Annotated in this window: 32 protein-coding genes; 1 reads left to right on the top strand and 31 read right to left on the bottom strand. The window is 44.6% G+C overall.

The window, feature by feature from the left end; all coding sequences use genetic code 11:
- Position 1: 1 nt before the first annotated feature.
- From A379_RS11460 to A379_RS11475, 4 genes are read right to left on the bottom strand one after another with little or no spacing between them, the layout of a single operon-like run.
- Complete coding sequence (locus A379_RS11460) at positions 2–625, bottom strand: phage tail protein I (RefSeq protein ID WP_081696412.1); 624 nt, start codon at positions 623–625, stop codon at positions 2–4.
- Positions 618–1,517, bottom strand: coding sequence for a baseplate J/gp47 family protein (locus A379_RS11465; RefSeq protein WP_040728213.1), 900 nt, complete (start codon positions 1,515–1,517; stop codon positions 618–620). Before A379_RS11465 ends, A379_RS11460 begins: the two co-directional genes overlap by 8 nt.
- Positions 1,518–1,532: 15 nt before the next feature.
- Positions 1,533–1,868, bottom strand: coding sequence for a GPW/gp25 family protein (locus A379_RS11470; protein ID WP_051145186.1), 336 nt, complete (start codon positions 1,866–1,868; stop codon positions 1,533–1,535).
- 5 nt (positions 1,869–1,873) lie between these two features.
- The gene (locus A379_RS11475) at positions 1,874–2,890 is read right to left on the bottom strand and encodes a phage late control D family protein (RefSeq protein ID WP_040728215.1); all 1,017 of its coding nucleotides are present in this window, start codon (positions 2,888–2,890) and stop codon (positions 1,874–1,876) included.
- A gap of 51 nt (positions 2,891–2,941) precedes the next feature.
- On the opposite strand from A379_RS11475, the gene A379_RS11480 reads away from it, so the two are divergent.
- Positions 2,942–3,304: a hypothetical protein gene (locus A379_RS11480; protein WP_040728217.1), complete on the top strand. Its 363-nt coding sequence runs from the start codon at positions 2,942–2,944 to the stop codon at positions 3,302–3,304.
- Here the strand turns inward: A379_RS11480 and A379_RS11485 are convergent.
- The 27 genes from A379_RS11485 to A379_RS11605 form a co-directional block, all read right to left on the bottom strand.
- Entirely contained in the window at positions 3,301–3,504 is a 204-nt protein-coding gene (locus A379_RS11485; RefSeq protein ID WP_040728219.1) for a tail protein X, read from the bottom strand. The genes A379_RS11480 and A379_RS11485 overlap by 4 nt on opposite strands.
- Positions 3,501–4,037: a phage tail protein gene (locus tag A379_RS11490; RefSeq protein ID WP_198525680.1), complete on the bottom strand. Its 537-nt coding sequence runs from the start codon at positions 4,035–4,037 to the stop codon at positions 3,501–3,503. Before A379_RS11490 ends, A379_RS11485 begins: the two co-directional genes overlap by 4 nt.
- The gene (locus A379_RS12860) at positions 4,030–5,805 is read right to left on the bottom strand and encodes a tape measure protein (protein ID WP_051145187.1); all 1,776 of its coding nucleotides are present in this window, start codon (positions 5,803–5,805) and stop codon (positions 4,030–4,032) included. Before A379_RS12860 ends, A379_RS11490 begins: the two co-directional genes overlap by 8 nt.
- A gap of 18 nt (positions 5,806–5,823) precedes the next feature.
- Positions 5,824–5,952 carry a GpE family phage tail protein gene (locus A379_RS12970; RefSeq protein ID WP_081696413.1) on the bottom strand — a complete coding sequence of 43 codons (129 nt, stop codon included), beginning with the start codon at positions 5,950–5,952 and terminating at the stop codon, positions 5,824–5,826.
- Positions 5,953–5,960: 8 nt separating this feature from the next.
- Positions 5,961–6,242: a phage tail assembly protein gene (locus tag A379_RS11500; protein ID WP_051145188.1), complete on the bottom strand. Its 282-nt coding sequence runs from the start codon at positions 6,240–6,242 to the stop codon at positions 5,961–5,963.
- A 24-nt stretch (positions 6,243–6,266) separates the two neighbouring features.
- Positions 6,267–6,767 carry a phage major tail tube protein gene (locus A379_RS11505; RefSeq protein ID WP_040728222.1) on the bottom strand — a complete coding sequence of 167 codons (501 nt, stop codon included), beginning with the start codon at positions 6,765–6,767 and terminating at the stop codon, positions 6,267–6,269.
- Entirely contained in the window at positions 6,764–7,939 is a 1,176-nt protein-coding gene (locus A379_RS11510; protein WP_040728223.1) for a phage tail sheath subtilisin-like domain-containing protein, read from the bottom strand. Before A379_RS11510 ends, A379_RS11505 begins: the two co-directional genes overlap by 4 nt.
- A gap of 3 nt (positions 7,940–7,942) precedes the next feature.
- Positions 7,943–8,137 carry a hypothetical protein gene (locus A379_RS11515; protein ID WP_040728224.1) on the bottom strand — a complete coding sequence of 65 codons (195 nt, stop codon included), beginning with the start codon at positions 8,135–8,137 and terminating at the stop codon, positions 7,943–7,945.
- A gap of 56 nt (positions 8,138–8,193) precedes the next feature.
- Positions 8,194–8,796 (bottom strand): phage baseplate assembly protein V, encoded by a 603-nt coding sequence (locus A379_RS11520; protein WP_051145189.1) that lies wholly within the window; start codon positions 8,794–8,796, stop codon positions 8,194–8,196.
- Positions 8,793–9,314 carry a hypothetical protein gene (locus A379_RS11525; RefSeq protein ID WP_040728225.1) on the bottom strand — a complete coding sequence of 174 codons (522 nt, stop codon included), beginning with the start codon at positions 9,312–9,314 and terminating at the stop codon, positions 8,793–8,795. Before A379_RS11525 ends, A379_RS11520 begins: the two co-directional genes overlap by 4 nt.
- Positions 9,311–9,763: a phage virion morphogenesis protein gene (locus A379_RS12865; protein WP_051145190.1), complete on the bottom strand. Its 453-nt coding sequence runs from the start codon at positions 9,761–9,763 to the stop codon at positions 9,311–9,313. Before A379_RS12865 ends, A379_RS11525 begins: the two co-directional genes overlap by 4 nt.
- Positions 9,764–9,772: 9 nt before the next feature.
- Positions 9,773–10,174 carry a gp436 family protein gene (locus tag A379_RS11535; RefSeq protein WP_040728227.1) on the bottom strand — a complete coding sequence of 134 codons (402 nt, stop codon included), beginning with the start codon at positions 10,172–10,174 and terminating at the stop codon, positions 9,773–9,775.
- Positions 10,175–10,184: 10 nt separating this feature from the next.
- A complete protein-coding gene (locus A379_RS11540; RefSeq protein ID WP_040728228.1) occupies positions 10,185–10,583 on the bottom strand; it encodes an HI1506-related protein in 399 nt (132 codons plus the stop codon).
- A gap of 61 nt (positions 10,584–10,644) precedes the next feature.
- Complete coding sequence (locus A379_RS11545) at positions 10,645–11,550, bottom strand: Mu-like prophage major head subunit gpT family protein (protein ID WP_040728230.1); 906 nt, start codon at positions 11,548–11,550, stop codon at positions 10,645–10,647.
- Positions 11,551–11,572: 22 nt separating this feature from the next.
- On the bottom strand, positions 11,573–11,974 hold the full coding sequence (locus tag A379_RS11550; RefSeq protein WP_040728231.1) for a hypothetical protein: 402 nt from the start codon (positions 11,972–11,974) through the stop codon (positions 11,573–11,575).
- 2 nt (positions 11,975–11,976) lie between these two features.
- The gene (locus A379_RS11555) at positions 11,977–13,011 is read right to left on the bottom strand and encodes a phage protease (RefSeq protein ID WP_081696414.1); all 1,035 of its coding nucleotides are present in this window, start codon (positions 13,009–13,011) and stop codon (positions 11,977–11,979) included.
- 55 nt (positions 13,012–13,066) lie between these two features.
- Positions 13,067–14,059, bottom strand: coding sequence for a hypothetical protein (locus A379_RS11560; RefSeq protein ID WP_040728233.1), 993 nt, complete (start codon positions 14,057–14,059; stop codon positions 13,067–13,069).
- 320 nt (positions 14,060–14,379) lie between these two features.
- Entirely contained in the window at positions 14,380–15,585 is a 1,206-nt protein-coding gene (locus tag A379_RS12975; RefSeq protein ID WP_081696415.1) for a phage minor head protein, read from the bottom strand.
- On the bottom strand, positions 15,575–17,158 hold the full coding sequence (locus A379_RS11570) for a DUF935 domain-containing protein (RefSeq protein WP_040728234.1): 1,584 nt from the start codon (positions 17,156–17,158) through the stop codon (positions 15,575–15,577). Before A379_RS11570 ends, A379_RS12975 begins: the two co-directional genes overlap by 11 nt.
- A gap of 12 nt (positions 17,159–17,170) precedes the next feature.
- The gene (locus tag A379_RS11575; protein ID WP_198525681.1) at positions 17,171–18,724 is read right to left on the bottom strand and encodes a hypothetical protein; all 1,554 of its coding nucleotides are present in this window, start codon (positions 18,722–18,724) and stop codon (positions 17,171–17,173) included.
- Positions 18,724–19,287, bottom strand: a complete 564-nt coding sequence (locus A379_RS11580; protein WP_040728235.1) for a DUF3486 family protein — start codon at positions 19,285–19,287, stop codon at positions 18,724–18,726. Before A379_RS11580 ends, A379_RS11575 begins: the two co-directional genes overlap by 1 nt.
- A gap of 1 nt (position 19,288) precedes the next feature.
- Positions 19,289–19,435, bottom strand: a complete 147-nt coding sequence (locus A379_RS13085) for a hypothetical protein (RefSeq protein WP_157832373.1) — start codon at positions 19,433–19,435, stop codon at positions 19,289–19,291.
- Between the two features lie 13 nt (positions 19,436–19,448).
- Complete coding sequence (locus tag A379_RS11585; protein WP_040728237.1) at positions 19,449–19,631, bottom strand: hypothetical protein; 183 nt, start codon at positions 19,629–19,631, stop codon at positions 19,449–19,451.
- The gene (locus A379_RS11590) at positions 19,631–19,921 is read right to left on the bottom strand and encodes a hypothetical protein (protein WP_040728239.1); all 291 of its coding nucleotides are present in this window, start codon (positions 19,919–19,921) and stop codon (positions 19,631–19,633) included. The genes A379_RS11585 and A379_RS11590 overlap by 1 nt, the downstream gene beginning before the upstream one ends.
- On the bottom strand, positions 19,918–20,307 hold the full coding sequence (locus A379_RS11595; RefSeq protein ID WP_157832374.1) for a DUF2730 family protein: 390 nt from the start codon (positions 20,305–20,307) through the stop codon (positions 19,918–19,920). The genes A379_RS11590 and A379_RS11595 overlap by 4 nt, the downstream gene beginning before the upstream one ends.
- The gene (locus A379_RS11600; RefSeq protein WP_040728242.1) at positions 20,307–20,861 is read right to left on the bottom strand and encodes a hypothetical protein; all 555 of its coding nucleotides are present in this window, start codon (positions 20,859–20,861) and stop codon (positions 20,307–20,309) included. Before A379_RS11600 ends, A379_RS11595 begins: the two co-directional genes overlap by 1 nt.
- Entirely contained in the window at positions 20,861–21,298 is a 438-nt protein-coding gene (locus A379_RS11605; protein WP_051145191.1) for a DUF5675 family protein, read from the bottom strand. Before A379_RS11605 ends, A379_RS11600 begins: the two co-directional genes overlap by 1 nt.
- Positions 21,299–21,350: the final 52 nt, after the last annotated feature.

Below are 21,350 nucleotides of genomic sequence, written 5' to 3' on the forward strand. Positions count from 1 at the left end.
GTTAAATTGCCTCTGTTGCGGTTAATCGTAAATGGTTCATTGGGCGTGCATAGCCGTCTAAGCCTAGGCCGCCTGTATAGGGTGCTTCTACTGCCTGTAGGCGGCGGTGTGTCATGGTTCTTAAAATGCTTTGAAAGCCGATGCCACCTAATGCAGTAATACCAAGCACAAAGGTAAAATGCGAGCGCACTGGTTTTGTTTGAGTAATAGCGTCTATTACGTCTTGCTGGTATTCTGCCGTAGTGGGTGCACCGCTACCTAATGTGAGCACGACTTCAAAGGTGTGCGGTGTGCCTTTTGGTTGGGTTTGCCACCACTCTTTGAGTGACAAGCCACCGCCAAAACTGGCTACTACATCGCGGACGGATTGGGATGTGCCTTTTTTGCGTTGTATGGCTACGGCTTGTTTGATGCGTGCACGTTTGACCTCTTCAGGCCAGTAGCTTTTCCAAGCATCTAATGAAAACGACCAGGCCAGCCATGGCAATAACTCTTGTGGACAGGTATCAGGGTTCCATAGATCACGAATGCCAATGGGTACGTCTTCAAGGCGTGCGGTGGTTTGCTCGATGGCACGTTCTTGCTCGGTGGCATTGGGTGGCAATAGCGTTGTTTTATCACTCATCAAGACCACCATCGGTTAAGGTGATTGCTGTGCAGTAGGTTGCGCTTTGACGATCTACCACAATATTGGCGACTGGCTGAACCAGCTCTACACGTTGCACGCCTGGTTGATGCAGTGCGGCATAGATACCAGACAAGGTGACATCTAAGCCAATACGGTGTTGATTAGCTGTGTAAGTTTCAGCTGCCGTTTGTGCTTGTGCCATCACTTGTTCTGATCCAGGGCCAGCATAAAAATAGAGCGTGGCTTCAATGGTGTAAGGCACAATAGTGGCACTTTGCACGGTGACGGCATCGGTTAATGGGCGTACATCGTCTGCGGAAAGCACAGCATCAACGGCATCGAGCAAGGTTTGATTGGCTGTGCCATCGCTGGTGCGAGATAATACCGTTACTAACACTTCGCCAGGTGCAGGACTGGTTGCACTTGTGTCTAATACATCAGCATCCGCGGACAAAGCATGAAAAACATAAGCTCCTTCAGGGCCAGCGGTTGAGTAACCTTCTAGTGAGAGTTGGATGCGGTACCTAAAGTCATTATCGGCTTCATAGGTTGGAAGTATTGGTGGGGTTGCGGTCTCATCGCCTGCATCAATTACCAAGCGATTAACACCAAATAGAGCACCTAAGTTATCTAAATCAGAGTCACTGGAATAGGCCAACATAACTGCTTTTGATGCTTCGTTTACTCTTTGGCGAATAAGCAGTTCACGATAGGCAGCCACTTCAAGTACTTTGTAGACAGGGTCAGATTCCACCAATGCAGTAAATGTGCTTGAGCGTTGCTGAATATCATCCAGCATCTCAGCAAAAATCTGTTCAAAAGATAGCGATTCCACCACGCTTGGTGCTGGTAGCTTAGATAAGTCAACCGCTGTGAATTCACCAGCCATCTGAAAACCTCAAAATTACAATGCAATTTGTTCAAGCTTCAGCATTTCACCAGTGGGGACGTATTTACCTTCAATGTCTATAAAAGATTGGCCGCTTGTGTTGGCCGTGACAGAGACGCTGATTAAAGTTAAATCATATAAACCGTTTACAGGGCTTTTAAATGCCTCATAAACGGCCATAGTAATCTCAACTTTAAAGCGTTCGTTCATTGGATTATCAATTAACTCAAATACCCGTGAACCATAGTCTCGACGCATAACACGGGTACCCATTGGTGTTGTCAGAACATCGGCAATGCGTTGGCGTAAGTGGTCAATACCACTTAAAACCTTGCCCGTTGTTCTATTCATGCCAATCACTTCTTATAACCCGTCCACTGTTTGCTGAATTCTACTTTCAGTTGATAGCCACTCTGCTTAGTTAACGTATGCTCGACACGTGTAATGTGATAGCGACCATCAACACTGGTTCTAAATTTAGCAAGTTCCAGCACACCTTCGGATATCAGCCCCTTGATAACTTTTGGTGTAGCTGGCAGCGATAAATAACCATCCACCGTTGCCATAGTACGATCTTGCAATCTGGCAGCCGCATGTGAATAAGCTTCCTCTTCAGACGCATAGGTTGTTTTTAGCTCCTCAACCACATCGCCACCACCCACCGTTACATATTTAACCAAAGCCGCATTGTAATCATAATAGCTGGCACGTATTGCACCATAGCGTGGACGACCTCGGTCATTGACCTGCCAACGAGTTACCATGCCAGGCTCAATATAAACAGCGTTAAGAGGTGTACCTGACACACTCAACCCATTGCCTTTAGGCTTAAATATCATAAAGCCTTGTACTGCTTTAAATATGGCTCCATAGGTGGATGCCAGGCGGTTAAGCAGCTGCAAGTCCGATTCGGATGTTTGATCTAGCTGCTCGATGGGCTTACTGGCCAAAGCATCAGATATACTCGGTGTGTAACCGTATTTTTTGGCGATAGTACTCACAATTTCACCCAATGTCGTATCAGACCAAGTCTTAGAGGTTGAGGACTTAAGGTTATTTAAAAAATCCACAGATGAGGCTAATAATCGCATTTTCATTGGGTGACCTTCAAACGTCACTTCATCAAAAATATAAGTCCCAACTTTAACCAGTTTTTCACCTTCAAAACCCAGGCTTACTTCAAATTCAGAACCAAAGTCTTCGCGTTTTAGGTTTCCGACTGCATCATCAAGAATGATTTCCACGTAATCGCTTGTTACTCCTGGCAAGTCAATTGCCCTAATAGAAACTACCCGATTATGTATTTTGTCAGTAACATCTTGTGACTTTGATTCAGGCTTAGTTGTTACAATAAGTTTAAACATTGGTGTCATTTGTTTATTCTCCTGAATAATGTTAAGGTGCGAAAAAATGAGGTTGATTAGATGAAAAACGTATTTGTATTGTTAATTGCTTTAACTACTTTGTTTGCTTTGCAGGGTTGTAATAAAACAAAGCCTGAAACCAAGTGGGAGCTTCTCCAGATGAGAACTTCTGACGACTTAAATGGGGATAAAACAATTGTCTCTTCAAGCGACTTCCCATATGAAGAACTAGGCATACAGTGCCAGTACTATCTAAGAACAGGTTGGCTTTATGGAGTTTATGAATATGCACATAGAGTTACGAACCTAAAAACTGGCGATGCCTATTACTTCCGCTGCCAAGAAGTCATTCCAAAACAATTTGGCGACCCCATTCCTAACGATAAAATCAAACCTTTCAAGATTGAAAAAGGGGTGTCTTAACTCCAAATTCCTGACTGTTCTTCTGGCGACTCCAGCCTGGTCAATTCTGGTAGTTCAACCAATACACCTGCTGGTAGCACTACATGGTTTGCCAGCTTGGGGTTCGCTTCCAAGACCTGTTCCACATAACCACTGGTTGCCCCATAGTAATGGTGGCAAATCAAATCCAACGTATCGCCGTCTTGGCTACGGTATTTCATAGTAAGGCTCCAAGCTGTTCATTCACTGACTTAGCCACACTTGAACTGGTTTCACGGCTGTAATATTTTAGGGTTAATCTAAACTCTATTTTCATAGGTGCACCATTCTTAATGAGTACACGCATGGTTTCTTGCACTTGCTCAATCGCCCATTCACCCCAAATCTTACCTGTACCATCCACCATTGGCAGAGGTTTACCCAGGCCTGCTAACTCACGCATACCTTGAATCTGATGTAAGCCACCTTTATAGTGCGGGTAAATAACGCCCTCCAGTTCTAAGCTGTCTTTACCAATCCCTGTAAACTGACTCATTGGGCGGTTGCCTATACGCTCTTGATCCGCCCATTTATATTCAGTATTACGGTTAAGTGACTGATAAGCTGCTGTATCCATAGCAAACATAAATGGCCCCAGCATCATCATGACCGCACCCGAGTGACTGAGTTGCCCAGCAACGGCCTCAAAACCTTCTCTAATACGTGATAAATCACGCAAGCTGCTTACTACATCATCGTATTGAAAATCAGCCATTTCTACCTCTTAAAGCCTCTTGAATTGCTTTTTCTACCGCCGCTTGAATATGTTGTTCAATTTGCGGTCCAATATCCCCCATGCGAGCAGCGTCACCACTGATCGTAATCGGAGCATTCACCTCTACTCTAATCGGTGCGGCTTGAGAGCTTGGCATTGGAGCAGAAGCCATCGCAGGGGAGGTTGCTACCACCGACGTCAGTGCTACGGCTTGTGCCGCTTTTTTAGCAGGCTCAACAACCTGCTGCACTCTCTGTGTTAGTTTTTGTTCTTCATCAAAACCAAAAATACTTTTTAGTTTGGAACCGTATTCCATCAAGGTTTTAAATGGGCTTGAAAGCTTATTTAAAAAGCCATTAATCCAGCCTAAAAAATCACTCCAGGCTTGCTTAGGGTTCTCCCAAATACTTCTCACCCAGTTTGAAAACGCCAGCCATTTACTTTTAACGCTATCCCATATGGTTTCAAAAAAGGCTTTGACCTTATCCCAGTTGAGTATGATGAGAGCGGCAGCGGCTACAATCGCGGCAATAACCAAACCAACAGGGTTCGCTAAAATGGCGACCGATAACATCGTAAAGGCCTGTATAAACGTCGCAATGGCAGGCAGTAACGGTAAGGCGATTATGGCCATAATGGTATTTTCCCAACCGCCCATCATCTCTGCTACGTCATTGGCTTTGTCTACAAAACCATCAAAGCCGTTGTAGAGTTTTCCTGCCCAATTCCATAACGAATCAAAAGTCTTAATTAAGCCTTTACCAAACCGCTCAGCAATGACTTGCAACTGACCGTTCTTTGCCATTTGATCTATCTTGGTTAAGACGCCTTGCAGCTTGGATTTGATGTGTTCAAATACACCAGAGCTCATCACCATCTGCTGAAAGCGAACCCACTGATCAGATAGGTTTGACATAATTCCAATAAAAGTTTTTGATTGGGCATTCTGAGCACCTGCGTATTTCTCATTCCAAATACCCGACAGTACCTTTTGAATCTGTTCTCGATCGCCTTTTAAAGCTTGTAATACTTTGGTGGTACCATCTTTGGCCGTGTATTCATATGAGATTACATTACCCGCGGTTGAGGCTGTAACACCGAACTCTCTTAGTCTCTCATTCTGACCAGTTACAGCATCGGCAATGGCTTCGACAGACTGCATGAGCGGCTTGCCCATCGCACTGGATGTATCGCCCAGCGTCATAAGCAAACCGTTGGTTGGATCCAGCCCATAAGAGCGTAAACGCACAAATGCCTCTGTTACATCATTAAGCTCGTAAGGGGTTTTAACCGCAAAGTTTGAAATCCAATCCATCGAGGCTTTGGCCTTAGTGCTTGAGCCTTCTACAATTTTTAATGTGGCTTCGTATTGCTCAAAGGTGGCCGCGGTATCAATAAAGGTGCGTTTAAAACCGAATATACCTGCCCCAATTGTGGCACCACCAATGGCAAAAGCCTTACTGAATCGACTGGCAAAATCGCCACCTGCCTGAGTGAGCCTTTTAAAATGACCACTTACTTGAGATGCCTTATTGCGAATACTGTCCAGGGCACGACCCAACTTTTGTTGAATACGGGCGGCATTATCGGTCACATTAGAGAGTTTACGGTAGTAGGTGACTAGTCCGCTTTGTTTGGTTTTAGAAGCCAGCTTGTTGGCGTAATCGGTAATCTTGTTGAGCTTGCCTGTAGAGGCAGCCACTTTTTTTAGTGGCTTTGAAACCTTATCCACCAGGCTAATAATCATCGCCAGTTTCATGTCGTTCATAAGGCCTCCAAAAATGGATTAGGTGAGTGATGAGTGTTGAGCTTCTAGAACCGCTTTTGCTTTAGCAAACCATCCCATTAGCTCTTCAATTGACATGGCCGCCATCTCACGTGGCGGCCAATGAAATACAGCGGCAATGGCCGCCATGACGTTATCTACTTGGTCTGGGATGGACTGCCCGTAAAAAAACCCGCAATCTCCCCTGACAATTCCATGAGGTTTTCGCTTTCTAAGGTGGCAAAGTCATCAGCGGTAATAAGTGGGTCACTGATTCGTGGTAAAACGGTACCAATTGCGGTCACGTCCATACGCACTAAATCCAACATGTTTAACCCACGTAGTTCGCCTGCCATTGGCTTGCGTAAGGTGATTTTTTCCACTTTATTGCCGCCAATTTTTTGGGCAATCGGTAGTTTGACTGTAATGGTTTTAGACATTCTAATTTCCTTTATATCTTTGGGTTATAGGCCAAGGGCGGCACGAATTTCAGCAAGCTGATCAACACCACCAATCTTACGTACCATGTTCGGCACATCAATCTCGATAATCTCATCGCCATCTATGGTCAACTTGTAGTATTTGACCTTCATCTTCATCTTTTTAGGATTGAGTTCACCTGGTTTCCAAGTGGCCATATCCAAACCAACCATCTTGCCTTGCAAATTTACGGCAACAGCCTTAACAGTACCATCTTCAGATTGCAAGCCACCTCGTGCAGTTAATGGCACGCTACCACCATTAACCCCCCAAAGTTTAAGCAGGGCAACATCGTAACCGCTTAACGTGATTTCCGCCTCCATGGGTTCCATGCCCATATCCACCGCTTCTGAAGTATCCATTCCTGCAGCACGAATATCCTCGGTAACAATGTCAAGTTTGGGCAATACCAACTCTGTGGCCATGCCCGCATAGCCTTTACCATCAACTGCGACGTTAAAATCTTTCAGTATATTCTCACTCATTTAAAAATCTCCTCAATATAGTCGCCCACCATGTGTGAACGGAAGGTAATGTGTTCTGCTGGATAAGGCGGTGTAAAGTCAAAATCAAAATAGACCTTGCCTTGCTGAATTTGATCAATACTGTTCAGTTCAGGATCTGCCCAGGCCTGACCACCCAAAATGGCTCCAATATTGGTTAGATGACGCAGATAGTTATTCACACCTTCGGTCACATCTTCAACATAGGTTTTAGTGATATTGCGATCGACCGCCCACATATGTGCACGCAACAGACTGTCATTAATCATATCTGCGGTACGCACCACAGACAAAAACGCCCATTTAGGATCAGATGAACAAGTGCGGTTACCCCATAAACGATAGCCATCTTTTTGAATAATGGTGGCTACTTCGTTTTCGTTTAGATAGTTAGCTCGAGCATTGACATCGCCAAGGGTAAAGTCCACTGCACGGGCGGTACCGATAATACCTAGCATTTCGCGGTTAGATGGCGACCACCAGAAGCCACGCTCATTGTCTGACTTGGCAATCATGCCAGCCACCCGAGCCGAAGCAGGGCGAATAATCTCTGAGCTAGTCACGGTGTCCCAAGTCTTAACCCAAGGATCAACAATAAATGCACGCTTGGAACCTTGCAGCTCACGGTAAGTGATTGCATCGGCATCATTAGTGTTAGGGCCATCAGCAATAATCACCGCTCGTAAACGTTCTGCAATAGGCACTAAATCCGCCAATACCGCTTGATCATGAGAGAAGCCAGGCGTAATTAAAATGCGTGGTGTCACTTTGGCAATACTCTCTGCAGCCAATAAAGCTTGAATACCTGTATAGCTACCTGTGCTTACATCGACTCCACCAATCACATTGCTTTTGGTAGCAGCTGCATCCAACCCCTCATCGACACGAATAACCACAATCATAGCGCCGACCTGGTCAAAGATATCATCCATAGCGGCTGGCAAAGTGCCATTACCGCTACCAACCATATCAAGCTTGGCCGCTTCAATACGAGAGCCTGCAATTAATACAGGAGTATTTAATGGGAAGGCAGTGGCATCAGCATCGGGAGCCGTGCCAACCACACCCACAACGGATGATTTAACGGTTCTAATCGGGCGTGCACCGTTGTCAATTTCAACGACCTCGACCCCGTGTAAAAATTGTTCTGGCATGGGTTACTCCTTTGCCTTGCTAGCTGTTGGTGTTTTGGTTTTGGTTGACTGAGTCGTTTTAATGGGTTCTAAAAACCCACCCAAAACTAAGTAAGTGGCCTGCTTGGGATAGAGGGACACGGTTTCATCTTTTTGATATGGCTTATGCTCCAGGTTCAGTGGCTTTAAAACCTTGTATGATTGTTTTGTTTGCGTCATCGCTGACTCCTTTACGTTACTGTGATTGTTTTTTAGTGCCTATAGTCTGGCCACCATTATGGTTTTGGCTTAGAACAAGCACCTCCCAAAGAATCATCCGTATTGTGATATTTAAGACTGATATCGTCGGCTTTAACATCGCCGCCATTTACCTGTGTGTTTCCGTTAATCGTTACTTCACCATTAATTGTGGTTGGGCCATTGATCTGTACACCACCTGGACTCGTTAACTCGGTGGTACCGCCACTTGGCAAGGTGGCTGATAGACAGTGTGTGGCACGGTTATATTCAATTACCGCACCGTCCTTATAAACGCGTCTATGTACATCTTTTGAGTTAGCCGGTGCAGCGTGTGCATCTTGATAGATCGCTGGAAAAACGACACCAAGCCGCATATCGCCATTAGGTGATATCACCATCACTTGCTCACCAACCTCAGGGGCATCCCAGTCTCTGTCATCGCCTGCACGATCTGCTATCCAGCGAAGCCAGCCAGTTACTAAATCACCGCCTTGACTATCTTTGCCGTACTTCACTTTCACTTTAGCGGCATTGTAATCAGCTGATTCAATCGTGCCCATTCGCACTAAATTGCTTAAGCGTCTGGCTAAGTCTTCTAAACCTTCAAAACTGTCAAAGCTTCCAGGAACAGACTTCATAGTGGTTCATAACTCCCTGTGTTATCACCAACATAAAGCTGAGAAGGGAGTGTGCCATCTTCAATAAACAGGCTTTCGCCTAGCGTTAAATGCTGCTGCCAGGTAATCGCCCAAAGCATGACACCGTTTTTATCTACCTCGCTTGAGTAGAGGTTGTCTGAACGGATTGCTTGTGGCTGGCCTGTTCCGTTCACACCCCAGCGCGGTGACTCTGACTCGAGATAATGCTCAATCGCATCCACCAAATTACGACATGCCTCTTCAGCACTGAGCTGTGCAGTTGTTTTGGTGACGATATAAACAACTAGCTGTTTAACGGGCTTTGCCTCTCCTGTGCCAGGGTTATTCACCTTGACAGTACCTAATGAGCTCACTAACAGTGCTGGCGTTTTAGCACTTAAACGCTTTAGCTCCTGTAGATTGAATCGACCAGGATGAATTTCACAGGTTTTAAGGGCGTTTAAACGGTTCTTAAATTCCGTTTTAATCGCTGTTAACAGTTCATTCGTTGTGCTCATTGCATCAATCCTTGCATCCAGTTTTCCAATACGCTTTCGAGCTCATCTCGGTTGTTTTGGCTAAGTCCTAAATAAGGACGTGCTACTAGTCCAGGACGCCCAACTTCTGCACCGCCGTAATGCTGTATGGCGGCATAGATTAAGTTAGAGCCAGTGATGACTTCACTGCCAGACGATTGGTGCTGAATGCTATCAAGTAGCTCACCTTCGTTTTCCAGTAGGCTATGGCCAGAGTGACGAGTTTGTGCATAGTCATCTGTCCATTCCGCCCAAGGTGCTCCGTCTGGGCTCTGTTTTTCTTCACTGATGCGGCGACGGGTTTGGCTCTCTGTTATGGATCCAATCGTATCGAGTAACTCGCTTTGTGCATTACGATCCAATAAACCGTTTAGCTTGATCTGCGCTTGTTGCAAATCGGTATTATCAAAGTGGAGTCCAACACCAGCCATATTCAGTATCTATCGTTTAAAACGTCGTGGCTTAGATTGAATGTAAGCCACGCCGTTATTTGTTTGGGGAGGCTGAGGTAACCCTAAAGTGACCTCACCTCGGCTAAAGCGCTTTAGCAGACCAATGGCATCGTCGTAACGCTGGCGGCGTTCTTCGGTAGCCATATCGGCATCAGCACTGAGTTTATAAAAGGCGATGTCTACGCATAACTGAGAGAGTACTCGTGGTACGGTGGCTAATGGCAGTGCATACTTAACCCCTACATAGGAGTCAATTTCCGCACTGGCATCTTCCAAAGCCGCCGTAACGACTTCGGCATCGACCACTTGATCATCATTACGATCAGCCACTACTAGGAGTGAATCTGTTCCATAACGGTTTTCAATATCTATCTGAGTTGCGTAGTTCATTACTTATGCCTTATTCGTTTGCCGTTGAAGCAAGTAAATCTAGTGCAGCATCACGTTCAGCGGCAGAAACTTTATCGCCCAACATGGCCTCTAGCGTTTTGATTTGAGGTTTGCCATCGCCTGTCCACAAATCGCTATCAGCTTTATCTAAATCGGCAATCAAATCAGCCAGTGCCTTCTGTTTTGTTTCAGCGTGCTGCTGATCCGATGCCTGCTCTGATTGTGATGATGCATTCGTGTCTTCAACTTGTTCAGACTCACGCACCACTAGGTTTTTTTCCGCTTTCAAAGCTTTAACAACGTCTTCCGTTAATGTTTCTACTGGTAGGCGTGTTTCCTGACGAGTAAAGGTCATTCCAGCTCGACGAAAGCTAAGTGCAACAGAGGTTACAATTATTGTTTTTTTCATGAAGTTATTCCTTTTCTTTCAAATACCACCAGCCCTGTTAGAGCTGATGGGGAATGGTTAATTAGCCTTGACCAGTAGAGCCATAAGCCATTTGCCAGAAACCATAACCTACCGCCATGCGGGCTTCAGCACCGAATAGGAATTTCTTCTTAGTAAAGACAATATCGCTATTGATATCTGTCATAGCGACAGGTACGGGTTCTTTACGCACTTGAAGAATGAAAGGCTTAATCGCTTTGGTTGTATCTAACAAGAACCAAGCAGTACTTGATGTAAGACCAGGCATAACAACAACCTCAGCCGTCCCTTTATAGATATTGACCTTGCCATCTTCTAAACGATCAGCTGTCATTAATGTCTTAGCAATATCTTCCAATGCAGGTGGTACCGCTAGAACATTTGGCGTTACATTCAATGAACGACCTTCTTCGTCTTTCATGTTTTTTAGTGCTGTGCGTGCAGCACCATAAGAGGCTTGTGCCGCTGCTAAAGTGGTAATAGATAAAGCCGCTACCCCTTTGTTGCTAACACTTTGCCCCTTAACTTCATGATCGGTATCAAAGAAGTATTGGCCGTCATAACATAACGTTTCAAAGGCTTTATCCACCAGCTCTGAAATCAGCTCATCAGGTAGGTTTTTAGCCGATTCGCCTGCCATTTGTGCTTGCGGACCATAGATACCTAATTGATCGTCTTCGATATCGTTACGATCAACTTCAACCGTTGCTTCAAAGTCATCGTTGACGATGGTGTATTTGTGGGCTTCAAGTTGTTTGATGTGCTTTTCGCCAACCCATTTACGCATACGTGGAAAACGGCTTAACCAAGCGTAGCTGTTCTCGGATGTTGTAGAAGGCACTCTCATTGCCACTTTTGGCCAAACGACGGGTGCGGTTTCAAATGCTTTATTGAACGTAGCTTTCAGGTTTTGAAAGATGGCGCTCAGAGTACTTTTATTGACTAACATGTGTTGTCTCCTTATTTAATCGTTACTCAACCCAGACGCCGTCTGAATCAATACCTACTACAACACCAGCAACAGAACGCGTACCAGTTGCATCGGTAGCCGCTACGGTTTCGTCATCGACGATATAGCAGGGTTTTAAAAGCTGGGCTTGTGTGACCAGGTCACCCGCTTGGTTTTTCCATTTAAAGGCAGTCTTGCGACGCACCGTTACTGTGATATCGCCATCAGCACCTGCTGAGTTATCAGCCGATTGTTCAGCACGACCAACATAGATCAATCCAGTCGCGGCAGAACCTGCTGCCGCAAATCCCGTAGCATTTAGTACCACTAAGGCACCGCCATGAATCACGGAAGCTGATGCTACAGGAATGGCCAAGAGTTCAGCGGCTTGCTGATGCGTGTTTCGATCTTGAGATAAAGGCATGATTAAACTCCTTGTTTAGCGTACTTATTAAGATCTTCAGCACTATTACCAAAAGCCGTGGCTACAGCTTGTTGTTCGGCATTGAGTGCTTTGTCCTGACTAGCATCTCTGCCATCATTCATTGAGGTGTCTGCAGCAATAACAGGGGATTTTTCAACAAAGGCCTTAAAGCGTTCTAGTCCACCTTCTTGCTGGCAGGCTGCTTTGTGATAATCGACGGTTGCAGGGGCAATTTTTCCATCTTGTAGCGCTTGATCAACCGCTTGGTCGATTTGAGCATTGATGGCTTGTGCTTGATTGGCTGCCAAAGTCTTCTCGGCATTGATGGCACGCTGTTCCATTTGGGAATAGTCAGCACGTGGCACAAACTTATCCAGCGATGGGTTTTGAGCATGGTTAAGAGCAGTCTGATGATCAGACTTTAATTGATTGGCTGCACTAAGCACATCTTCAAAAGACGCGTTTTCAGGCAAACCAAGAGCTTTTGCCAGGGCTTTTAAGTCCATGGTATCCTCCAGTAGGTTTTGGTTTTGGGATTGGTTTAGAGCTTTTAAAAATAGGTTGTGGTTATTGGTCAGACCAATACTGGTAATGCGGACAATCTCAAAATCGTCCTTGGTATACAAAAAGACAGGTGATAGGTAGCGGTACTGTTTAGAGGACACAATTGAGTGCCCATTTTCAGTCCATTCAACCCGCCCAAATACGGCACCATCACGAATAACTAACTCTTTAATCCAGCCAATAGCGGGAGCAGGTTCACCATTAGGTGCTTTGAGTTCTGTCGCGTGTTCGATATCGATAGGAATATCGGCTTGGTTGGCATGAAATGCCTGAACGATTTGTTGAGGGTTGGGATTTTTCCAAGAACGGCCATCACGGCCAGTAATCACGTTACCAGCAGGGATTAACTCAATCCATTCAGGTACAACGGATTGAGCCTCTTGGGCTATTTCAAAGTTAAGCGCCGCTCTCAGGTCAGAAGACTGATGTGAGCAAAGTGCTTTAAGAGTTGTAAGGGTAGTGTGCTTTTCCATGCCTCCAGTTTAGAAGCATGGAAAAAGTGGTGGATATCAAGGGCTTGATAAGTTTTTATAGATTGGTAGATTTAATAAGAACAGAATCGATAATGTATTTATTTTCCGCTTTACTAAATTTTTTAATTACTGATATATCAGCCTTAAAACGCAGGTTTCCATGAATTTTTGATGGATCTAAATCGTCTGATAATAAAAATTTGACTCTGTCATCGATAATGCCAGGAACAATGCCAGCCCAGACTTTACGACGTTGACCGATATCACTAGCATAAATAACAACATCAGCATTCTGGTAATCAGCCGTCTGTTCTGTTGGCATTGGCGGAGTATATTTAGCTGGAACAGCTTTTACGACTTCTTGAGAGAATGAGACCTCTGTTATGCCACCAATATCAAGAGTTGCTTGATCATCTTGTTTTGCAGGCTTAATCGCTTTGATTGCCGCCTTTGCGATTTCCTTTTGTTTATCTTGAGTGGCAGACTTAACAATGGCTTTAATTTGATCTCCAGTCATATCAAACTCACCTGCACCAAAGTTAATAATAGTGTTGTCATGAACATTTACTGTAGTTTGGCTAGCTTGATCAGAACCTGATGTCGCAATTGCATAGGTAATACCAGATGAAATCGTAACCGCACCCACAAAGTATAAGAACCTTTTCATAATTTCTTTCTCATATTGTTCAACCTGATCAGGATCATTTGGATCGGCATTATATTTCTTTGCAGACCATTTTTGGACCATTTCTCTAAATTTCTGATAATGGTCTTCACCACCAAAAACGATATCTATTTTAAGTAAGTCTAGTAAAGAGCCATCTTTAATTTCTTCAACATAGATATCAACACCTTGAATATCTATATCAGGAATGAAACCTTGAATAATTCTTGGAGATGCTTTCAACAATACCTTTAAACCTTGCAATGATGAAATTACATCATCTATAGGTACGGGTTCAAGAGTTGTGTAATGAAACTCTTGATGTATTCTCAGAGTTCTTTTTTCAGCAAAGTATTCAATATTTTTAATACCTGATCCTGGCATTAGTATTTCTCCTTAACAATTAGCATTAAAGAGTATAAGTTAATAATAATTAAATAATCAAACAAAACTAAGTAAATATTACTTAAAACCCGTTTAAATTTTTCAGCAAACGTTTAAGTCTTTTTAACCTAACCCAATGCTTAGGTTTTGTATTAAAGTCGCTCAAATCGCTTTATTTTGGCTTTAGCTATTTGATAAAACTCTGACTTGATTTTATTGCGAATGAGTGGACAATAGAACTTACGACAAGTGGTGGAGTGGTTCGCAATAAGCGTGGCCTGTCTACAGGTCTTATCCAGTTCGATTCTGGCGCCACTTGTTTATTCAATGACTTCGTAGTCTCCAGACTGAATCAAATCTTCTAGATCCTTAGTTTGCACCTGATAGACGGTGGCAATCTTGCCTTGACCATTCACTGCGATTTTGAGCATGCCTTGTTCTGTTTTGACTAAGTACAATACGGTTTTGTTTTTTCTATCCCACAGTACTTGATGTGGCTGCTGTATTAATTGTGGTAAATCACTCCATTGCTGATAAGTTGGAGAGTTTCCTTGGGCATCGTGACGTTGTGATTTTTTACCTACCAATAAACGGTCATCCAGTGTCACTAAGCCTTGAGGGGTTTTAAGGTGTTTTGCCATAAAACCTAAAACAGTCGACTGCATGACTGCCACACTGATTGAACGGCCTTTTCTGAGATTATCGTCATAGACTTTTTTAAGCCAACTTTGATAGTGCTGCTGACGGATATCTGATTGTAAAGTATGTTTTACCAGGCCTGGTGATTTTCGGTAAAGGTGTTCGTCTAGCGATTTAAGTCGAGCTATGCCAGGGTTGTAGTCCCAGCCTGGATCAATACCTTGGGGGACTTGCAACAATTCACCAGTACGTTCATTAAGCCAATCACGATATTGTATATGTGGGTCTTTACTCACTCCGCCTAAGCGTTCCGCTTCAGCGGCACTGATCTGTCTCACTCGGCACTTACATCCCCAGCCGTTTGGCGGATAATGTGTTTGCCAAAAAGGGTGGTCGATGGGCAGAATGATTCGACTCCAACTAACGTGCTCGTCTCGGTGGTTTCTTGATGGCCCTAGTTCATACATCAAATACGGCATAGCCGCTTTGGTTTTTTGAGCACGCTCATATTGCCCAGCGGCACGAGCGGTACGTAGATTGGTTCGATAGATAACCTTAAGACGTCGTGGAGACCCCAGTTGCACTTCATAAGTTTCACTTGTTAATGGATCTGTTTTGTCTTGACGACCCCACCAACCCAATTTGATGAGCTGTGGTTTAAGTTCTTTTTGAAACTGTGCTAAGGTTTGCCCTTGAGAAATAGCCTGTTGGGTAGCGAGCTTGATGGCTTCCAACACATCAAACTCAGTCGCCTTGGCAACGGTAAAGGCAATTGCATGCTCTTCTTGCCAAACGTCCTTCCAGTTAAAAGAGGGTTGAATGCCTTTTGATTTAAACCACTTAAGCGTTTCTTTTGGCAGAGGAGGCTGATTGTATTTAACGGGCATTACTGTCACCTAAACCACGTGCTTTAAAGGTTTGCTCTGCCAGTTTTATAATCAATTCACTGCTTTCGATACTTTCAACCAGGCCTGGTAACTTTTGTAAAAAGTCTTCCAAGCTAACAGAGGCTGTCAATGCTTGCTCAATGGGATTGATCACCGCTTGAATTTGCGGTTGCCAATCTTGCATGGCTTCTTTTTCTAAATCATCTAGATCATCTAAGTCATCGACTTCAGCTGTTTGCTGAGCATTAATCGCCTTATCCTGTGTGTGGCAAGATGGACATTGGCAGGCCTGGTGGTTTAATGCACTTTGCTGCGGTAAGGCATCCGCTTTACCTAAAATCTCATCATCTTCTGCTGGGTCTGGCAGGCCAATCTTGTCACGCACGACTGACGCAGATACTTTAAGTCCTAAAGGTACCAGCTCTTTTAAGGCGTTGACCATCGCTTCGATATTTTCAGCTTCTGGAAGACTCCAAACGACTTTAGGGTAGTCGCCTTGTACACCAAAGTTAAGGTCAATAAACGGTTTGATTAAATCGCGATTAATGGTGCTTTCAAGCTGATTTAAATCTGACTCAAGGATATCGATGCGGACATCATTATGTACATTGGCTTGTGCTTGAGAACTGCCATCATCGGTTGTCATGGTTTGCCCAAGCACCGCTTTGGAGATTTGTTTATCCAGATATTTTGCTAAGCGTTCAAAGGTATCGTTAGAGCCAGACTTTCTGCCGTCAACAAAATCGATATTCATGCTTTCAGGAATGACTGCAGCGGCATCGGTTCCAATATTGGCCACGGCATTAATTAGGGTTCTTATGTCATTTTCAGTCGCATTGTTGCCATGCTTACCAATGCGGATTGGCATACCATAAACTTCAGCAAACGCCATCCAGTCCGTAAGAGTGTATTGCTTACACATATAGGTAGCCGCAGCTAAACGTGCTAAACCTCCACGAGCTGGAATCCCTGATTTTAAGCGTGGAATATGTACCACAAACTTATAGGCTGGAAGCGATATGCCATTTAATAAGTCTTGCTCATCACGTAGCCTTAAGGTATGAGCATCATCTCTAGAAAACTGAAAGTGGCGAGGGTCACGCCACTTGTATTCTCGTGGTGTCCATACTGAACCGCGGTTCCAAAGAATTTCCGATACGGCATAGCCTTTTCCCAAAGCATCTACACAATCCTGTACCAGTCGTGCAAAGCTTTCATGTTTAACTAAGCGGCGAACGGCATCAGCTATCTTGATAGATTGGGCATCATCAGCGGCAGACTCTACTGCTGGTTTAACCCCTTCAATGGCTCGCTTACGGGTACCCAGTACAGAGCCGTAATGTGGCTCACGCTCTTCCATCTCTTCTGCTAATGTTAAGTAGTCGTAGTTATCACCCTGGTTGGCCGACTCCAATACTTGAGCTAAACGCTCTGGTGTTAATCCACCTGCAATGGTATCGGTATTCCAAACTTGACGAACCCCTGTCATAGACGGTCTGGCTACTTCATCCGTTAAGGATTTTACTTTAATGGGTTCGCCGCGATAATCGACGATATTGGAGACTCTTTCCATTGTTTTATGTCCTTACATCATGCCACGGCTAAAGCCAGCGGTAGTGCGAATTGATCGGTTAATACGGTCATGATCTTGTCCAATATTTCCTTTAGGTACTGAATGGTAACCGTAGACCTGAACTTCCATTTGACTGGCAAAGTAGGCCAAACAAATAGCAATAGCTGAATCGCCATGTCGGCCAGCAGAGGTTTGTCCTTCAGGGATACGAGGAATGCCTCGTACCATTTGTATAGCACGAAAGTCATTGAGCACATCGGCATCACGAGGAATGTTTAGCGTATCGTCCTCAAGTGCGGCTTTCATTTTTGGCATGTTTTCTAGGTACCACTTCTCGGATAACATGACTTCTTGTATGCGACCACTGCCGTATTTGTATTTAGCCTGTTCGGCTAAATATTGCCCATTACCTCTAGCATCTAAGGCTCCGCCTGTCATACGCGGTAAACGGTCACCAATGTAGAATAAAATTTGTTCCTGATTTCGGAACGGTACGTTTTTTAACTCCACTAAAAATGGGATGCTGCGCTTTAACTGCTGATTAATCAGCATGGGTGCGATTACCGTCATATCTCCTGAGCGTGCAAAATCCTCCCCAAAAGCGTGTAATGTTTTGGCATCCAACTTCGCCAGCTCGGGTCTTAGGTGTTTTTCACACCAGTCGGTAATTTCCGCCTCTCGCAAATGTTCTGGCCAACTATTAAACTCGGCAGTTCCTTCAAACCGAAAAATAGGGGCATCCACCATTCGGGCTTCAAGCAAGGCTCTATTTAGATAAACACCGCCACCTTGTTTAGGCACGCAGTAGTACTCTTCCATGGCATCTTCTTGAGTTGCGGTATCTTTAATCAGGTTCGCTTTCCATTCGTCTTCAGCAGTCTGACTCCATTCCAAACCACGAATCTGACAGATGCGTTTATAAAGGCCTTGCTCACAGGCATCGTCAATGGTCAAGCGGTGCACGGAGTAACGTTTTTTGCCTGCACGAGAGTCTTGAATGATTTCGTTAAATAGATTGTCTACACCATTGTGTGTGGAGATTAAGCGTACCTTTGCACCCCACATTGTTAAAGCTAAAGCGGCTTTAAGCACTTCGGCAAGTCGGTCATGAAAGGCTGATTCATCAATGGTCACATTACCTTGGCGACCACGCATATTGGATGGATTGGAAGACAGAGCCTGGATTTTGTAACCCGATGCAAAGCGAATATTAAAAGTCAGAATGTCTTTATCTTCATCCTCAAGAATCTCCTCTTCAATTTCACCAGCGGCTTTATTGAAATGTTTGGCCCACATAGCACAAGCTTGAATAAACTCTATTGCCATGTCTTTACCTGACCCAACGTAGAAGTGGTCGGTACCGCCTGCTGTTTTTTCGGCACTGGCAGAGAGAACAGCATCAGCCGCTTCTGCCCAAGTTAACCCTGTACGACGTGATTTTTCTGCTATTTTGAGTGGAGAATCATCAGCTATCCAAGCCTTTTGATAGGACAAGAGAACGGAATCGGCATCATATTCTTTACCGTGTTTCGCATAAAACGCATCTTGTTTAGACATAAGTGGCATTAGTTTGCTATCCCTAAAATATCTCGCTTAATCGTGTCAACAGTCGCTTTGCTCATACCTTGCCTAGTCATAGACTGTACAGCAGCTTCTGCGGCTTCTTTAGCTGCAATACGCTTAATTTCTTGTTCACGCTTAGAGTTGATAGCGGCGGCGTTTTCAAGCTGCTGCATAGAAAGCGATAGGTTTTTAATCATTTTGGCGAGTTCGGGTGCCATGTCTGGGTCAATGGTTTCGCCTTGCATTTTGAGCGTAATGTCAAACACCATCGTGCGTATCATCTCGTTTACCAGCTTGCCAACTTCACCTGACTGATCTTCACCAAAACGGTCAATGTACATTTTGGCGACTTCGCGTGATTCACGTAATTTTTGCCCGACACGCTCCATTTTTTGAGCATAGCGATTGACGGCACTTTTGGAGACAACCTCATGACCAAGCGACTCCAGTACGGTATTAATCTTGGCGGTGGCTTCTAACTGAGAGATACGTGGATCACGAAGCAGGGTTTGCAACTTATCAAGAATCTCTTGTGGCATTTGCTCAATGGTTGAGGTACGTCCCATATCAGGCTCCTAGAAACGTATAAAAGTCGATGCCAAGCAATAGACCGTAACCAAATCCAAAACCAAACAATAAGCCCAGAGAAATTATGTAGGCAATGCTGAGAATGACTTCTCCAACAAGCTTGGCTTCTCTTTTTAATCTATTCATGACTTATTCCTTCTTATAAAACGGTTATGGCTACGGCAATAATGACACCCAGTGAAAAGATCACGCCGCCTGCGATAAAGTAATGCTCGATGTTGGTCATTAAGCTGTCGCATTCACGGGCTTGTTTGCGCCTCTCATAGCATTGTTTATTTAGACGCTGACGAGCAAGGCGGCGTTGTGCGGCTTTACTCATCATTAAAGCCCTTTGCGTGCAATGCCAGGCATGCTTGATGCACCCGTAGCTATATCCAGCCCACGATGGGTTAATTTGGCTACGGTAAAGCCGCCAAAACTATCAAGCGTGACTAGGCCTTGTTCTTCTAGCCAGGCTAGTTCGGCTAATAGTTTGTCGGTTGATAGAGCTTGACCCGCCATAAACAGGTTTTGCTTAATCAACACATTGTTTTGAGCATAATCATTTTCTTGTTCTAATTGCTCTAAGATTAGGCGGCGGACGTGTTCTATTACATGGTCTTTAAAGCTCATCGTTGCTTTCCCTCTTTCATCAAATACTCTTGGATTATGGTTAGGTTTTTATCCATACCGCTTAAACGGCCGTTGACTTCACTAAACCCATCGGATACGCGGTTAATCTTTTCATGCACTTGTTTAAAGTCTTCATGAGTAGGCATGTGTTTATTACGCTCTTCAACCCGTTCTAGGCGTTTATCATGGTCGGATATATGCTGTTGTACGTGTTGTTCAAGCTTATCGATACGGTTGTCGGTATGCTTTTCAAGTTTGTCAATACGCGTGGTATTGACTCGGCTGCGACTGGTTAAAAAGATATAAGCGGCTAATACAACGGTGCCAACAAAGTTAGCAACGGCAATCCAGAACTTCCAAAACTCGTAATCGATAGGTGACATCACTAACCTCGCTTAACAGGGCGTGAGCCAAACCACCAGGTAACGGAAGTGGTAGCGAGAAAAATAATGGCGTTAATCACTTCTTTAAGCAGGTATTGGGCGTTGGCTGTACCTATCATTTGCCCTGTGATTTGCATAAGCTGGTAGGCAATCAAGGCCATTAATACCGCAAAATAAAGCGTGAGTGTGGGACGCATGAGTCCGCGAATGGCATCTACAAACCCACCGCCATAAGTGGCTTTGTCATTGCTGTAACTGGTTTGACGTAGGTTCAGTTCTGCAAGCTCTACATCGCCCGCTATTTGGCTTTCTGTGGTGAGGCGGTTTTGATTAGCAATAGCAATATCACGATTAGCCTGGGCTTCAACTTGTTTCATGTGCAGGTCATGTTCAAGCTGCATCTCTTCACGATCTGCTTGTCGCATGGCGAGTTCAAAAGTACGTTTGGCCTCTTCAGCTTTGTGGTCTGCCCACATTTTTATGCCTGTGCCAAATAGGCCTAATAATCCGCCTGATGCGGCTGAACCTACCGCACCTAAAATTGTGGTGATGTCCATTAGATAACCTCCAAATAAAAGTCTTGTCGTTGTGTGATTTGATGAATTTTGCGAACAGCAGCACGACTTGCCAGGCCTGCCATTTGACCGTTTAAAATGCCCATGCGTAAAGCAGGCAGCTGACAACCCCAGCTATCGGATTTAAAGCCTTTGAGTTTGTCGCCAGCAAAGTTACCAGGGTGTTGCAAAATGCCTCCTCGCCCTGGAACACGGGTAACGTGGTACACGTCTTTGTATTTACCGCTAGCAGAACGAGCCATGTACTTGACTAGATAGAGACCTGGCAGGATGCGGCTAATATTGGTTTGATTGTTGCGTTCGGGCAACTCCAACATAAAGCAGACTTTCTTGTTCTGGTAGACAAGTACGCCTGGCGTGCCTTGGTCAGATGAGCCTGCACGGTAGAGCTGGAGTGTTTTTAATTGATTCGCTTTCATGCCTCTAGGATAGAGGTTTGTCAGAATTGGCTGGATATCAAGCGGTTGATAA

Source organism: Thiomicrorhabdus sp. Kp2 (assembly GCF_000478585.1).
In the GTDB taxonomy this organism is placed as follows: Bacteria; Pseudomonadota; Gammaproteobacteria; order Thiomicrospirales; family Thiomicrospiraceae; genus Thiomicrorhabdus.